13 protein-coding genes are annotated in these 14,230 nt (G+C 68.9%); 5 read left to right on the top strand and 8 right to left on the bottom strand.

Annotated elements, in window-relative coordinates; genetic code table 11:
• Positions 1–216: 216 nt before the first annotated feature.
• Entirely contained in the window at positions 217–636 is a 420-nt protein-coding gene (locus ACFUO4_RS14135) for an organic hydroperoxide resistance protein (RefSeq protein ID WP_383483877.1), read from the bottom strand.
• 126 nt (positions 637–762) lie between these two features.
• Positions 763–1,761: an NADP-dependent oxidoreductase gene (locus ACFUO4_RS14130; RefSeq protein ID WP_079309755.1), complete on the bottom strand. Its 999-nt coding sequence runs from the start codon at positions 1,759–1,761 to the stop codon at positions 763–765.
• A gap of 89 nt (positions 1,762–1,850) precedes the next feature.
• Between ACFUO4_RS14130 and ACFUO4_RS14125 the strand changes: the two genes are divergently transcribed.
• Positions 1,851–2,288 (top strand): MarR family winged helix-turn-helix transcriptional regulator, encoded by a 438-nt coding sequence (locus ACFUO4_RS14125; protein WP_079309754.1) that lies wholly within the window; start codon positions 1,851–1,853, stop codon positions 2,286–2,288.
• A gap of 51 nt (positions 2,289–2,339) precedes the next feature.
• On the opposite strand, the gene ACFUO4_RS14120 is transcribed toward ACFUO4_RS14125, so the two are convergent.
• The 6 genes from ACFUO4_RS14120 to ACFUO4_RS14095 form a co-directional block, all read right to left on the bottom strand.
• Positions 2,340–3,299, bottom strand: coding sequence for a hypothetical protein (locus tag ACFUO4_RS14120; protein WP_383483872.1), 960 nt, complete (start codon positions 3,297–3,299; stop codon positions 2,340–2,342).
• Positions 3,300–3,431: 132 nt separating this feature from the next.
• The gene (gene yjfF / locus ACFUO4_RS14115; protein WP_128112201.1) at positions 3,432–4,463 is read right to left on the bottom strand and encodes a galactofuranose ABC transporter, permease protein YjfF; all 1,032 of its coding nucleotides are present in this window, start codon (positions 4,461–4,463) and stop codon (positions 3,432–3,434) included.
• Entirely contained in the window at positions 4,463–5,542 is a 1,080-nt protein-coding gene (locus ACFUO4_RS14110; RefSeq protein ID WP_383483869.1) for an ABC transporter permease, read from the bottom strand. Before ACFUO4_RS14110 ends, yjfF begins: the two co-directional genes overlap by 1 nt.
• On the bottom strand, positions 5,539–7,089 hold the full coding sequence (locus tag ACFUO4_RS14105) for a sugar ABC transporter ATP-binding protein (RefSeq protein WP_079309752.1): 1,551 nt from the start codon (positions 7,087–7,089) through the stop codon (positions 5,539–5,541). Before ACFUO4_RS14105 ends, ACFUO4_RS14110 begins: the two co-directional genes overlap by 4 nt.
• A 137-nt stretch (positions 7,090–7,226) precedes the next feature.
• Positions 7,227–8,234: an ABC transporter substrate-binding protein gene (locus tag ACFUO4_RS14100; RefSeq protein ID WP_079309751.1), complete on the bottom strand. Its 1,008-nt coding sequence runs from the start codon at positions 8,232–8,234 to the stop codon at positions 7,227–7,229.
• Between the two features lie 133 nt (positions 8,235–8,367).
• Positions 8,368–9,387, bottom strand: a complete 1,020-nt coding sequence (locus ACFUO4_RS14095) for a LacI family DNA-binding transcriptional regulator (protein WP_383483864.1) — start codon at positions 9,385–9,387, stop codon at positions 8,368–8,370.
• A gap of 289 nt (positions 9,388–9,676) precedes the next feature.
• Between ACFUO4_RS14095 and ACFUO4_RS14090 the strand changes: the two genes are divergently transcribed.
• From ACFUO4_RS14090 to chvE, 4 genes are all read left to right on the top strand, one after another.
• A complete protein-coding gene (locus ACFUO4_RS14090) occupies positions 9,677–10,837 on the top strand; it encodes a mandelate racemase/muconate lactonizing enzyme family protein (RefSeq protein ID WP_079309749.1) in 1,161 nt (386 codons plus the stop codon).
• Positions 10,834–11,838: a zinc-binding dehydrogenase gene (locus tag ACFUO4_RS14085; protein WP_383483861.1), complete on the top strand. Its 1,005-nt coding sequence runs from the start codon at positions 10,834–10,836 to the stop codon at positions 11,836–11,838. The genes ACFUO4_RS14090 and ACFUO4_RS14085 overlap by 4 nt, the downstream gene beginning before the upstream one ends.
• Positions 11,839–11,968: 130 nt before the next feature.
• Positions 11,969–12,937, top strand: coding sequence for a hypothetical protein (locus ACFUO4_RS14080; protein WP_079309747.1), 969 nt, complete (start codon positions 11,969–11,971; stop codon positions 12,935–12,937).
• A 138-nt stretch (positions 12,938–13,075) separates the two neighbouring features.
• Positions 13,076–14,188 (top strand): multiple monosaccharide ABC transporter substrate-binding protein, encoded by a 1,113-nt coding sequence (gene chvE, locus ACFUO4_RS14075; RefSeq protein ID WP_128112200.1) that lies wholly within the window; start codon positions 13,076–13,078, stop codon positions 14,186–14,188.
• Positions 14,189–14,230: the final 42 nt, after the last annotated feature.

Here is a 14,230-nt window from a genome sequence, read left to right as displayed (position 1 = left end):
CTCCCGTGGGGGGGCGCGGGTGTCGGCCCGGCCAAGGGGCGCCGCCCCGAAGGGTCGAGCACGATCGCCGTCCCGACACCGGCTGAGAGCGCCCCGAAGGCGACCGACCCAGATATTCGGCACGCCAACTGCGGGAGGCACCTTCTCAACCCACCCCACACAAAAGGCCGCACCCCACGTCCAAGGGTGCGGCCTCCGTGCTGTGAACGAACGTACTCAGACCAGCGTCACGCTGATGTTCCCCCGAGTCGCCTTCGAGTAGGGGCAGACCTGGTGGGCCTGCTCCAACAGCGCCCGCCCCGTAGCGGCGTCCACGTTCGGAATGCGGGCCGAGATCTCCACGATCAGGCCGAACCCGTCATCGTTCTTCCCGATCCCCACCTTCGCGGTGACGGTCGAGCCGCTGATGTCGGCCTTGGTCTGCCGGGCCACGACGCCGAGCGCGCCCTGGAAGCAGGCGCTGTACCCGGCGGCGAAGAGCTGCTCGGGGTTGGTGCCCTCGCCGCTGCCGCCCATTTCCTTCGGCGGGTTCACGACGACGTCGAGGCGGCCGTCCTCGGTGGCGACGCGGCCGTCGCGGCCGTTCTCGGCGGTGGCGACGGCGGTGTACAGGACGTCGGGCTGCTGGATGGACATGCGGTACTTCCTCCTAGGTCCGCCGCACGACTCGCGCCCACGATCGACGACGGTTTCGGAAAGAAGTTACCGCATGTCGGAAACAGCCCGGAAGCCCTGCAACCGGAGGTCCTGCAACCGGAAGCCCTACAGCTTGACGACCATCTTCCCGACGTTGTCGCCCCGCAGGACCCCGAGGAACGCCTCCAGGTTGTTCTCGATGCCCTCGACGACCGTCTCGCGGTACTTGAGCGCACCGGAAGCCACCCACGGGCCGACCTCGGAGACGAACTGCGGCTGCAGGTCGTAGTGGTCGCCGACCAGCAGGCCCTCGATACGGCCCCGGGTCTGGATCAGACGGGCGAGGTTCCTCGGACCAGGAGCCGGCTCGGTGTTGTTGTAGACGGAGATCATGCCGCAGATCGCGATCCGGCCGCCCTGGTTCAGCGAGCCGATCGCCGCCTCCAGGTGGTCGCCGCCGACGTTGTCGAAGTACACGTCGATCCCGTCCGGCGCCGCGGCCCGCAGCTGCTCGCTCACCGGCCCGTTCTTGTAGTTGAACGCGGCGTCGAAGCCGTACTCCTCCACCAGCAGCTTGACCTTCTCGTCGGAGCCGGCCGAGCCGATGACCCGCGAGGCGCCCTTGAGCTTGGCGATCTGGCCGACCTGGCTGCCGACCGCGCCGGCCGCGCCGGACACGAAGACACTGTCGCCCTCCTTGAAGGAGGCGGTGCGCAGCAGGCCCGCGTAGGCGGTGAGGCCGGTCATGCCGAGGACGCCGAGGTAGGTGGACAGCGGCGCGGCGTCGGGGTCGACCTTGACGGCCTGCGCGGCGTCGAAGGTGGCGTACTCGCGCCAGCCGCCGAAGTGCAGGACGTGGTCACCGGCCGCGATGCCTTCGGCGCCGGAGGCGATGACCTCGCCGACCGCGCCGCCCTGCATGACCTTGCCGAGTTCGAAGGGGGCGACGTACGACTTGGCGGCCGACATCCGGCCCCGCATGTACGGGTCCACCGACAGGTACTTGTTCCGCACCAGCACCTGACCCTCACCCGGCTGCTTCACCTCGGCCTCGACCAGGGCGAAGTCCTCGGGCTTCGGCCAGCCGACGGGACGGCTGAGCAGGTGCCACTCGCGGTTGATCATGACTGAGCCTTTCCGATTTACTTCAGTACCTGAAACAACCATGCTCCTGAATATTTCATGTTGTCAAGTAATGGAGGTAGTCTGGGACCATGGCCACTCCACCCAAGACCCGTCGCCCCGACGCGCTGACCATGGAGGTCGTCGAGCTGATCGGTGACGTCGTGGCGCGCTTCTACGAGGACTACGAGGAGGCCGCCGCCGACCACGCGCTCACCGGCGCCCAGGCACGGCTGCTGAGCCTGCTGTCGCTGGAGCCGCTGCCCATGCGGAAACTGGCCCAGAAGCTGAAGTGCGAGCCGTCGAACGTCACCGGGATCGTGGACCGGCTCGAGACGCGAGGGCTCGTGGAGCGGCGCCCGGACCCCGCGGACCGGCGGGTGAAGGTGGCGGCGGCGACGGACGAGGGCCGGGAGGTGGCCCGGAGCCTGCGCGAGGGACTGCGTTTCGCCCGCGAGCCGCTGGCCGGACTGTCGGACGAGGAGCGGCAGGCACTGCGGGACCTGCTGCGACGGATGCTGAACTCCTAGGCGGAGCCTGATGGTTGCCCCTTCAGGGGCCGACCTCTCAGGTGCACCACCTCAGGTGCACCACCACAAGAACCGCTCGCACTCCGTCTCCGTCGGCGACGGCTGCGCGGTCGGCTGGGCCGACGTCGGGTCGGCGGTCGGGGTCGCGGAGCCGACCGGGGTCGCCGACACGTTCGGGGGCGGGACGACCGGGGTCGTGGCGGTCGCGGACTGGGCGTCCTTGTCCTTGTCGTCCTTGTCCTTGTCGTCCTTCGACGCCGAGGCGGACGGTGACGCGGAGGCGTCCGCGGAAGCCGAGGCCGAGGGGCCGCTTCCGTTCGTGTCGTCCAGCGGCTCGGCCGGCGTGCTCGCGTCCGCCGACGCCGCGCCGTCCGCCGACTCGCCGCCCGCCGCGGCCGGGGTCGGGTTCGAACCGGGGGCGTCCAAGCCGAGTTCGGCGAGGCTCAGTCCGCCGGCGGCCAGCACGAAGCCCGCGGCGACCAGGAGGGCCCGGCGGCGTCTGCGCCGGTGCGCCGCGGCCTTGCGGTCACGGCGGCTGCCGCCGCCCTCGGCGTCGTCGGCGTCCTCGTCGTCGTACTCGAGGTCCTCGGAGTCGTCGTACCCCTCCGGACCTTCCGGGCTCTCCGGCTCCTCCTGCGGTACGGCCCGGCCGCGGCGCCCCTGGGCGCGGCGTCGTGCCGCCCGGCCGCCGATCACGACCTCGGGCGCCTCCTCGGACGTCACCTCGGGCTCTTCGTACGAGGAGGCCTCGGCAACGCTCCCGCTCCCGCTCCCGTACGAGGAGGCCTCGGGGGCGCCCCCGTACGCGTCCGCGTAGCCACCGTCGTACGACTCGTACGACGGGTACGCCCCGCCACCCGCCTGCTGCGGCACGTACGACTGGGCCTGCATCTGCTGCGGCTGTGGCTGCTGCTGGGCGGCGTGCGCGCGCAGCTCTTCGACTGGGGTACCGCACCCCGGGCAGGCGAGGGCGCCGTTGAGGTGCCGTCGGCACGGGAGGCAGTAGTCCATGACGCGGGAAGATTAAGTTCCTTGTGGGGAGGGTTCCTAGCGACTGCTGTGAAGATTGTGTGGGAACTGGTCGTTCCGGTGCGGCGAGTTGAGGATGATCCGCTCATCCATCCTCAACTCGCCGAAACCGGCTCAGGCTTTCTTGCGGGTCGTCATCACGCGCTGGATCAGAATGAACGCGCAGAGCAGCACACCGGTGGCGATCTTCGTCCACCAGGAGCTGAGCGTGCCCTCGAACTGGATGATGCTCTTGATCAGGCCGAGGACCAGGACACCGAACAGCGTGCCCAGCACATAACCCGAGCCACCCGTCAGCAGCGTGCCGCCGATGACCACCGCGGCAATCGCGTCGAGTTCCATGCCGACCGCGTGCAGCGGGTCGCCGGACTGGATGTAGAGCATGAAGAGGAGGCCGGCGAGCGCGGAGCAGAAGCCGCTCACCGTGTAGACCGCGATCTTCGTGCCGCCCAGCGGGAGGCCCATGAGGAGGGCCGACTGCTCGTTGCCGCCGATGGCGTAGATCCGGCGGCCGAAGCGGGTGTAGTGGAGGATGTAGAAGGCCGCCGCCAGGACGACGAGGGCCACGACGGCGCCGATCGACAGGTCGCCCAGGCCCAGGGACACCCGGGTCTCGGCGAGGCTGCTCACCGCGGAGTCGTTGATCGCGATCGACTCCTTGCTGATGACCAGGCACAGGCCGCGGAAGAGGAAGAGGCCGGCGAGGGTCACGATGAACGGCTGGATCTCGAAGTTGTGGATCACATAGCCCATGAGGAAGCCGCCGAACGCGCCCACGCCCAGGGATATGGGGATGACGACCAGCAGCGGCAGGCCGACGTCCTGGACCAGCCACGCCGTGAGCATGGTGGTGAAGCCGATCACCGAGCCCACGGACAGGTCGATGCCGCCGGAGAGGATGACGAAGGTGGCGCCGACGGCGGCGACCAGGAGGTAGCCGTTGTCGATGAAGAGGTTGAGGAAGACCTGCGAGTCGCCGAAGCCGTAGTTCTGGTAGCGGCTGAGTCCGGCGATGTACATCGCGAGGAACAGGGCGGCCGTGACCAGGACGGGCAGGCGGCGGTCGCCGAGCAGCCGCGCCGCCCCGGACGGCGTACGGCCTTCGATCTTGTCGGGTGTCGTGGGGGTCTGGGTGGTCGCACTCATCACGACACCTCCATCTTGGCAGCGGGCTCGGCGGGGGCCGCGGGCGGCGTCGCCGGGGCCGGGGTCTTCGCGCGGGCGCCGAAGACCTTGGCGCGGAACTTCGGGGACTGGAGCAGGCAGACGACGATGACGACGGCGGCCTTGAAGACCAGGTTGGTCTGGGTGGGGACGCCGATCGTGTAGATGGTGGTCGTCAGGGTCTGGATGACGAGGGCGCCGACCACCGTGCCGCCGATCGAGAAGCGGCCGCCGAGCAGGGACGTGCCGCCGATGACGACCGCGAGGATGGCGTCGAGCTCGATCCACAGACCGGCGTTGTTGCCGTCGGCGGCCGAGGTGTTGGAGCTGATCATCAGGCCCGCGATGCCGGCGCACAGGGCGCAGAAGACGTACACCATGATCTTGATGCGCATCGACCGGATGCCCACCAGGCGGCTGGCCTCGGCGTTGCCGCCGACCGACTCGACGAGCAGGCCGAGGGCGGTGCGGCGGGTCAGGGCGACGGTGACGGCGACGACCGCGGCGACCACGAAGATGGAGAACGGCAGGGTCAGCCAGTAGCCGCCGCCGATCAGCTTGTAGGGCTCGCTGTTGATGGTGATGATCTGGCCGTCGGTGATCAGCTGGGCGACGCCGCGGCCCGCGACCATGATGATGAGGGTCGCGATGATCGGCTGGATGCCCATGCGGGCCACCAGGAAGCCGTTCCACAGCCCGCAGACGACCGCTGCCAGCAGGCCGAGGCCCATCGCCAGCAGTACTCCGGCCAGGGCGTCCTGGTCCTTGCGGTCGCTGATGTACGAGCAGGTCAGCGCGCCGGTGATGGCGACGACCGCGCCGACGGAGAGGTCGATGCCGCCGGTGGCGATGACCAGGGTCATGCCGACCGCCACCAGGATCAGGGGCGAGCCGAACAGGACGATGGAGACGAGGCTGCCGTAGAGGTGGCCGTCCGTCATGTGGATGGCGAAGAAGTCGGGCGTGAAGGGGATGTTGACGAGCAGCAGCGCCACCAGGACCGCGATCGGCCAGAAGAGGTTGTGGCGTGTCAGTGCTCGCCAGCGGTTGGTGGTGGTCACTGCTGTTCTCCGCTCTGCTCGCCACTGGCGATGGTCTCGAGGATCTTGCTGGGGGTGATCTCCGGGCCGTTGGTGATCCGGGCGACCAGCTTGCGGTCGCGCAGGACACCGATGGTGTGGCTGAGGCGGAGGACCTCCTCCAGCTCGGCCGCGATGTAGAGGACGGACATGCCGTCCTCGGAGAGGGAGACCACCAGTTTCTGGATCTCGGTCTTGGCGCCGATGTCGATGCCGCGGGTCGGCTCGTCCAGGATCAGCAGCTTCGGCTGGGTGATCAGCCAGCGGGCGAGGAGCACCTTCTGCTGGTTGCCGCCGCTCAACTGGCCAACTCGGGCTTCGGGGTTGGCGGGGCGGATGTCGAGGGCCTTGATGTACTTGGCGACGAGTTCGTCGCGCTGGGCCGTCGGGATGGGGCGGGTCCAGCCGCGGGCCGCCTGGAGGGCGAGGATGATGTTCTCGCGGACGGTGAGGTCGGGAACCAGGCCCTCGGTCTTGCGGTTCTCGGAGCAGAACGCGACGCCGGCGCCGATGGCGTCGTTGGGGGCGCTCATCGAGACCTGCTTGCCGCCGATGGTGACCTTGCCGGCGTCGGGCTGGTCGGCGCCGAACAGGAGCCGGGCCAGTTCGGTGCGGCCGGAGCCCAACAGGCCCGCGAGGCCGACGACTTCGCCCTTCTTGATGTCGAGGTCGAAGGGTTCGATGCCGCCGGTGCGGCCGAGGCCCTCCGCGGTGAGGAGCGACTCGCCGACGTCCGCGTGGAGTTGGTGGTCGTGCAGCTCCTCCAGCTGGTCCAGGGCCTTGCCGATCATCAGCTCGATGAGCCGGACCTGGTCGAGGTCGCGGACCAGGTGCTCGCCGACGAGGGTGCCGTTGCGCAGGACCGTCATGCGGTCGCAGATCTCGTAGATCTGGTCGAGGAAGTGCGAGACGAAGAGGATCGCCACGCCCTCGTCGCGCAGCCGCCGCATCAGCCGGAAGAGTTCGAGGACCTCGTCGCGGTCGAGGCTGGAGGTCGGCTCGTCCAGGACGAGGACCTTGGTGCCGGAGCCCGAGCCGTCGCTGTCGCCGTGGCCCACCGACCGTACGATCGCGACCAGTTGCTGCACCGCGAGCGGGTACGAGGCCAGCGGCGCGGTGACGTCGATGTCGAGGCCGAGGCGGTCGACCATCTCCGCGGCTTCCTTGCGCATCCGCTTCCACTGGATGCGGCCGGCGCGGGTGGGTTCACGGCCGATGAAGATGTTCTCCGCCACCGACAGGTTGGGGCAGAGGTTGACCTCCTGGTAGACGGTGCTGATGCCGGCCTGCTGCGCCTGCAGCGGGCTGCCGATCCGCACGGCCCTGCCGTCGAGGGTGATGGTGCCGCCGTCCAGGGTGTAGACCCCGGTCAGCACCTTGATCAGGGTGGATTTCCCGGCCCCGTTCTCGCCCATCAGGGCGTGGATCTCGCCGGGGAAGAGCCGGAAGTCGACACCCGACAGAGCCCTTACCCCCGGAAATTCCTTGACTATGCCCGTCATCTCCAGGACGGGCTGCGGCTCTGCCATGGCAGCGCTCCTCCATGAAATCGGTTCAGGCCCACGGCAGTTCAGGGACTGCGGTGGGCCGGTCCCCCGCGGGGAGCCCCGCCGGGGCCGGGCCGTGCCCGGCCCGCCAGGGGCTCCCCACCGGTGCGTGCGGTCGGTCAGTACTTGCGGGTCGGGAGCGCGGCCTTGGCCTGGTCCTGCATGAAGTCGCCCTCCTTGGTCTTGATCCAGCGCTCGACCGAGCCACCCTCGTGGACCGTCTTGACGACCTCCATCAGCTGGGGGCCGAGCAGCGGGTTGCACTCGACGATGGCGTTGATCTTGCCCTCGGACATGGCGACGAAGCCGTCCTTCACGCCGTCGATCGAGACGATGAGGATGTCCTTGCCGGGCTTCTTGCCGGCCGCCTCGATGGACTGGATGGCGCCGATGGCCATGTCGTCGTTGTGCGCGAAGAGCACGTTGATGTCGGGGTTGGACTGCAGGAAGGCCGCCATGACCTGCTTGCCGCCGGCACGGGTGAAGTCGCCGGTCTGGCTGACGACGATCTTCCAGTCGTCCTTGTGCTCGGCGTCCATGACCTCCTTGAAGCCCTTGGCGCGCTCGATGGCGGGGGCGGCACCGGTGGTGCCCTCCAGCTGGGCGATCTTGACATTGCCCTTGAGGCCGGCCTTCTCGATGACCTTCTCGAGGATCTTGGCGGCGCGGCGGCCCTCGTCGGTGAAGTCGGAGCCGACCAGGGTGACGTACAGGGAGTCGTCGGAGGTCTCGACGGAGCGGTCGGTGAGGACGACCGGGATCTTCGCGGCCTTGGCCTCCTTGAGCACGGCGTCCCAGCCCGTGACGACCACCGGCGAGAAGGCGATGACGTCGACCTTCTGCGCGATGTAGCTGCGGATCGCGGAGATCTGGTTCTCCTGCTTCTGCTGGGCGTCGGAGAACTTCAGGGTGTAGCCCGCGTCCTTGGCCGCGGACTTCACCGACTCACTGTTGGCGGTGCGCCAGCCGCTCTCGGAACCGACCTGCGAGAAGCCGAGGACGATCTTCTTGCTGCCGCCGCTTCCCGCGGAGTCACTGGAGCTGTCGTCCTCCTTGGCGCAGGCCGCCAGGGTGCCGGCCGCCGCCACGCCGATCGCCGCAGTGAGGAAGTTCCTTCTGTTGAGCATGTTCTTCTCCTTTGAAGAGCCGGTCCGGGGAGGACCGCTAGTACTCGTGGGACCGACTGCCCTGCGTCCAGCCTGTCGATCATTATTCGAAATATCGGTCACACTGGTGTACGAATTAGCTGGTCGGTGCATGTCAGTCGGGAGCGGTGCTGGCCCGGACCACGAGATGCGGCTCGATGGCGACTCCGGGCGTCCCGGACGGGGCCCGGCCCTCGATGAGGTCCAGCAGCAGGGCGATGCTGTGCTTGCCCACCGTCGCGAAGTCCTGCCGGACGGTGGTGAGCGGTGGAGCGAAGAACTCGGACTCCGGGATGTCGTCGAAGCCGACGATCGCGACGTCCTGGGGCGTGCGCACCCCCGCTTCCCGCAGGGCCCGCAACACCCCCAGTGCCATCTGGTCGTTGGCGACGAAGACGGCGGTGAGTCCGCGGCCCACCCAGCCGGCCAGTTGCTGGCCGGCACGGTAGCCCGACAGTGGACTCCAGTCCCCTCGCAGCAGCTTCGGCGGCTCGACGCCCGCCGCTTCGAGGGTGTCCCGCCAGCCGGTGACCCGGTCGGCCGCCTCCTGCCAGTCCTCGGGCCCGGCGAGATGCCAGACCGTGCGGTGGCCCGTGGCCAGCAGATGCCCGGTGGCGAGCCGGGCGCCGAGCTGCTGGTCCACGTTGACGCTGGGGATCTCGGCGCCGGAGCCGGTGCCGACGACCACCACCGGGAAAGGGTGCCGGAGTTCGGCGAGGGCCTCGACCGCCGAGCGCTGCGGGGCGAGGGCGATCACCCCCTCCACTCCGCCCTCACTGAGGTGGTCGAGCGCCTCGGAGAGGGTTTCCTTCGCCAGCTTGTGCAGGCTGACCGTCGAGACGGTGTACCCCGCCGCCCGCGCCGCGTCCTCCAGCGCGAACAGCGTGCTGGCCGGGCCGTAGAGCGTGGTGTTGGCGGCGACCACACCCAGGGTGCGGGTGCGGCGGGTGGCCAGGGCCCGAGCCGAGGAGTTGCGGCGGTAACCCATCTCCTCGATGGCGCGGAGCACCTTGGCCCGGGTCTCCTCCCGCACGTTGGGGTGATCACCCAGGACGCGGGAGACCGTCTGGTGCGACACCCCGGCGAGGCGTGCCACATCGGCCATGGTGGGCGGCCGGAGCTCCAAGTGGTTCACGGCCGCACCTCCTGGCGGTCAGCGATCGGTTGAATGCGAGGCACATTGTGAGCGCTAACAATTCGTGCCGGTCAAGAGGGCTGCATCGGGGAAGTCGTCACGGTTGAATAACGCCGCAGGCTGCGGCAGTTGAGATCCCGGACGGATGTGCGCGTCATCAAGACCGTTACGCTGTTCGACCCTCCGACCCATTGACACCCCGACCGAGACGTCCTTACCGTCAGGCCAGCATTTCGAACGTGAGCCGAAATTTCGAACAACAAGCTTCAGAGCCTAGGGAGTAGCTGACGTGCGCATCACGGGAATCAGCACGCACGTGGTCGGGACGCCATGGCGCAACCTGACCTACGTCCAGGTGCACACCGACGAGGGACTCACCGGAGTCGGCGAGACCCGCATGCTGGGCCACACCGACGCCCTGCTCGGCTATCTGCACGAGGCGAAGACCAACCACATTCTCGGGTCGGACCCGTTCGCTGTCGAGGATCTGGTCAAGCGGATGAAGTACGGCGACTACGGCCGTGCGGGCGAGATCGTGATGTCCGGTATCGCCGTGATCGAGATGGCCTGCTGGGACATCAAGGGCAAGGCCCTCGGCGTCCCGGTCTGGCAGCTGCTCGGCGGCAAGGTCACCGACAAGGTCAAGGCCTACGCCAACGGCTGGTACACCACCGAGCGCACCCCGGAGGCCTACCACAAGGCCGCCCGGGGCGTCATGGAGCGCGGCTACAAGGCGCTCAAGATCGACCCCTTCGGCACCGGGCACTTCGAGCTGGACCACGAGCAGAGCCTGTACGCCGTCTCGCTCATCGAGGCCGTCCGGGACGCCATCGGTCCGGACGCCGAGCTGATGCTGGAGATGCACGGCCGCTTCTCCCCCGCCACCGCCGTCCGCCTCGCCAAGGACCTCGCGCCCTTCAAGCCCGCGTGGCTGGAGGAGCCGGTGCCGCCGGAGAACCTCAAGGCGCTGGAGAAGGTCGCCGCCAAGGTCGACATGCCGGTCGCCACCGGTGAGCGCATCCACGACCGGATCGAGTTCCGCGAGCTCTTCGAGAGCCAGGCCGTGGACATCATCCAGCCCGACGTCGGCCACATCGGCGGCATCTGGGAGACCCGGAAGCTGGCCGCGACCGCCGAGACCCACTACATGCTGGTCGCCCCGCACAACGTGGGCGGCCCGGTGCTGACCGCCGCCTCCCTCCAGGTCGGCTTCACCGCCCCGAACTTCAAGATCCTCGAGCACTTCAACGACTTCGCCGACGCGGAGATCAAGAAGGTCGTCAAGGGCGCCCCGAAGGTCGTGGACGGCTACTTCGAGCTGTCGCACGAGCCGGGTCTCGGTGTCGAGCTGGACGTCGACGCCGCCGCCGAGTTCCCGCAGCAGCAGGCCCGCTTCGACCTGTGGGCCGAGGGCTGGGAGCAGCGCAAGCCGAAGGGCACCCAGCAGTGAGCAGCGCGGTCGTCATCGGGGCGCCCGGCGAGCACGAGCTCGTCGCGCACACCCCGCGTGCGCCCGGTGCCGGCGAGGCCCTGGTCCGCGTCCACGCGGTCGGCATCTGCGGCAGCGACCGCGAGGTGTACCAGGGCAACCGGCCCGAGGGGTACGTCCGTTACCCGCTCACCCCGGGCCACGAGTGGTCCGGCACGGTCGAGGCCGTGGGCCCGGCGGTGCCGGAGTCGCTGGTCGGCCGCAAGGTGGTCGGCGAGGGCTTCCGCAACTGCCAGGTCTGCGACCGCTGCCACGCGGGCGAGACCACGCTGTGCACGGACGGCTACGAGGAGACGGGCTTCACCCAGCCCGGCGCCATGGCCGCCACCCTCACCCTGCCGGCCCGGCTGCTGCACGCCCTGCCGGACGACGCCGACCTGACGGCGGCGGCGCTGCTGGAGCCGGCCGCGTGCATCGCGGCCGCCGCGCTGAAGGCGAACGCGCGGCCCGGTGAGCGGGTCGCCGTGGTGGGCACGGGCACGCTCGGGATGTTCGCCGTGCAGTTCCTGCGGGCCGGCTCGCCCGCGGAGCTGCTGGTGGTGGGCACCCGCCCGGACCGCGCGGAGCTGTCGAAGACCTTCGGCGCCACCGACTTCCGCACCCGCGACCAGGAGCTCCCCGACGACTTCGACGTCGTCATCGAGACCGCCGGGTCGGCGTCGGCCGCGAACACCGCGGCCTCGCTGCTCAGACGCGGCGGCCGGCTCGTCCTGACGGGCATCCCGGCGCCGGGCGCGGACGGACTGGACCCCACCGATCTCGTCGTACGGCAGCTGGAGGTGCACACCGTGTTCGGGGCGCCGCCGGACGCCTGGGCGCACACGGTGCGGGTCTTCGGGGCCGGGCTGCTCGATCCGCTGCCGCTCGTCACGCACGAGCTGCCGCTGGAGGAGTTCCCGCAGGCCATCGAGCTGGTCGGGTCCGGCGACCCGGCCGTCGGCAAGGTCCTCCTCAAACCATGACACCCCTTTGAGCCGTACGCCGGTACGGAGTACCTGACGACTTCGTACCGGCGTACATCCAATGTCCCTAAGCCTTGTTGCACACAGAGCCGCGATCCACGTCCGATATATCGAACACGAAGGACAGCTTGTGACCGAGACCACCGCCAGCGCGGCCCGACGACCCGGTGAGCAGGCGCTTGCCGCGCTCGGCCTGGGTGCTCCCGCCCTCGACCCGGCCGACGCCTCTCCGCACACCTTCCCCGGTGGCGGCCGCTGGCGCACCGAAGTGCCTTCCGTGGAGGGCCCCGAGGCCCTCTCGGTGGTCCTCAAGGAGTCCTCGCGGCTCGACGTCCCGATCCACCGGATCAGCCAGGGCAGCGGCGTGTGGATGCTCACCGACGCCGAGATCACCGAGATGGTCGAGGCGACCGCCGAACGCGACATCGAGCTCTGCCTGTTCACCGGCCCGCGCGGCACCTGGGACATCGGCGGCTCCACCCGCACCGACTCCAAGGGCGGCGGGCTGCGCGCCCGCGGCCACGACGCGGTCGCCGGGTGCGTCGAAGACGCCGTCCGGGCCACGGAGCTGGGCGTGAAGTGCCTGCTCGTCGCCGACGAGGGCGTGCTGTGGACGCTGCACCGGGCGCGTGTCGCCGGGATCATCCCGGCCGACACCACGCTGAAGGTGTCGGCACTGATCGGCCCGGTGAACCCGGCCGCGTACGCCGTCTACGAGAACCTCGGCGGCGACTCGATCAACGTGCCCAGCGATCTGACGCTCGATCAACTCACGGAGATCCGACGGGTGTCGGGCGCTCCCATGGACATGTACATCGAGGCGCCCGACGATCTCGGCGGCTATGTCCGGATGTACGAGGTCGCCGAGCTGATCCGGCGCGGCGCCCCGCTCTATCTGAAGTTCGGCCTGTCGAAGGCCCCGGGGATCTACCCCTACGGCCATCACATGCGCGAGCTCACGCTGTCCACCGCCAAGGAAAGAGTGCGGCGCGGACGGCTCGCCCTGGACCTGCTCGCGCGGCACGGAGCGGACGGCGCCATGGCGCCGCTCGGCTCGCGGCTGCCGGGCGCGCTGAAGCGGTTCGAAACGCCTGCATAACGTTCCGGACAACGCCCCTTCACAGAAGCCGACGGAGTCGAACAGACTCCGACACAACTTCTCGGTTCGACCTCGCACCACTGGACAGGCGCTCGCACCGCGGATCGCCCTGGCCACTCCCCTAGACCATCAAGGATGATGATCATGCTTAACCGCAGAGCTGCACTCTCCGCCATAGCCACCTCGGCCGTCCTCGCCCTCTCCCTGACCGCCTGTGGCCAGGACAGCGAAGGCGGCAGCGCGGAAAGCAAGGGCGACGCCAAGGGCGGCACCATCGGTATCGCGATGCCGACCAAGTCCTCGGAGCGCTGGATCGCCGACGGCAAGAACGTCGAGAGCAACCTGCAGAAGCTGGGCTACAAGACCAAGCTGGTCTACGGCGAGGACGAGCCCGACCAGCAGGTCTCCCAGATCGAGAACCTGATCACCCAGGGCGTCAAGGCGCTGATCGTCGCCGCGATCGACAACAAGTCGCTCAACAACGTCCTCCAGGAGGCCAAGGACGCGGGCATCCCGGTCATCGCCTACGACCGCCTGATCCTCGGCACGCCGAACGTCGACTACTACGCCTCCTTCGACAACACCAAGGTCGGCGAGCTCCAGGCCAACTACATCGTCGAGAAGCTGGGCCTGGCGAGCGGCAAGGGCCCCTTCAACATCGAGCTGTTCGCCGGCTCCAACGACGACAACAACACCAAGTACTTCTTCAACGGCGCGATGAGCGTCCTGAAGCCGTACATCGACTCCAAGAAGCTCGTCGTCAAGTCCGGCCAGGTCGACCTCAACAAGGTCACCACCCTGCGCTGGGACGGCGCCACCGCCCAGCGCCGCATGGACGACATCCTGACCGGCTCCTACAAGTCCGGCCGGGTCGACGCGGTGCTCTCGCCGTACGACGGCATCTCCATCGGCATCCTGTCGGCGCTGAAGTCCGACGGCTACGGCACCAAGTCCAAGCCGCTGCCGGTCCTCACCGGTCAGGACGCCGAGCTGGCCTCCGTGAAGTCGATCATCGCGGGCGAGCAGACGCAGACCGTCTACAAGGACACCCGTGAGCTCGCCAAGGTCGCGGCGAACATGGTGGACGCGGTCCTCAACGACAAGAAGCCCGAGACCAACGACACCAAGACCTACGACAACGGCTCCAAGGTCGTCCCCGCCTACCTGCTCAAGCCGGTGAGCGTCGACAAGACCAACTACAAGCAGGTCCTGGTCGACGGTGGCTACTACACCGAGGGCGAGCTCAAGTAATCAGCCCCCGGCTGTAGTCGTCTGCACCAGACAGAGATTGGA

Source organism: Streptomyces sp. NPDC057280 (assembly GCF_042668605.1).
In the GTDB taxonomy this organism is placed as follows: Bacteria; Actinomycetota; Actinomycetes; order Streptomycetales; family Streptomycetaceae; genus Streptomyces.
Note: the sequence above shows the minus strand (reverse complement) of the source record. Positions and strands in the feature narration are given on the sequence as shown.

Excerpts from the sequence above, each read along its gene's own strand:
- ACFUO4_RS14125 (WP_079309754.1), top strand. The coding sequence starts at position 1,851 with ATGGCCACTCCACCCAAGACCCGTCGCCCCGACGCGCTGACCATGGAG.
- chvE (WP_128112200.1), top strand. The coding sequence starts at position 13,076 with ATGATCATGCTTAACCGCAGAGCTGCACTCTCCGCCATAGCCACCTCG.
- ACFUO4_RS14120 (WP_383483872.1), bottom strand. The coding sequence starts at position 3,299 with ATGGACTACTGCCTCCCGTGCCGACGGCACCTCAACGGCGCCCTCGCC.
- ACFUO4_RS14135 (WP_383483877.1), bottom strand. The coding sequence starts at position 636 with ATGTCCATCCAGCAGCCCGACGTCCTGTACACCGCCGTCGCCACCGCC.
- yjfF (WP_128112201.1), bottom strand. The coding sequence starts at position 4,463 with ATGAGTGCGACCACCCAGACCCCCACGACACCCGACAAGATCGAAGGC.
- ACFUO4_RS14100 (WP_079309751.1), bottom strand. The coding sequence starts at position 8,234 with ATGCTCAACAGAAGGAACTTCCTCACTGCGGCGATCGGCGTGGCGGCG.
- ACFUO4_RS14105 (WP_079309752.1), bottom strand. The coding sequence starts at position 7,089 with ATGGCAGAGCCGCAGCCCGTCCTGGAGATGACGGGCATAGTCAAGGAA.
- ACFUO4_RS14130 (WP_079309755.1), bottom strand. The coding sequence starts at position 1,761 with ATGATCAACCGCGAGTGGCACCTGCTCAGCCGTCCCGTCGGCTGGCCG.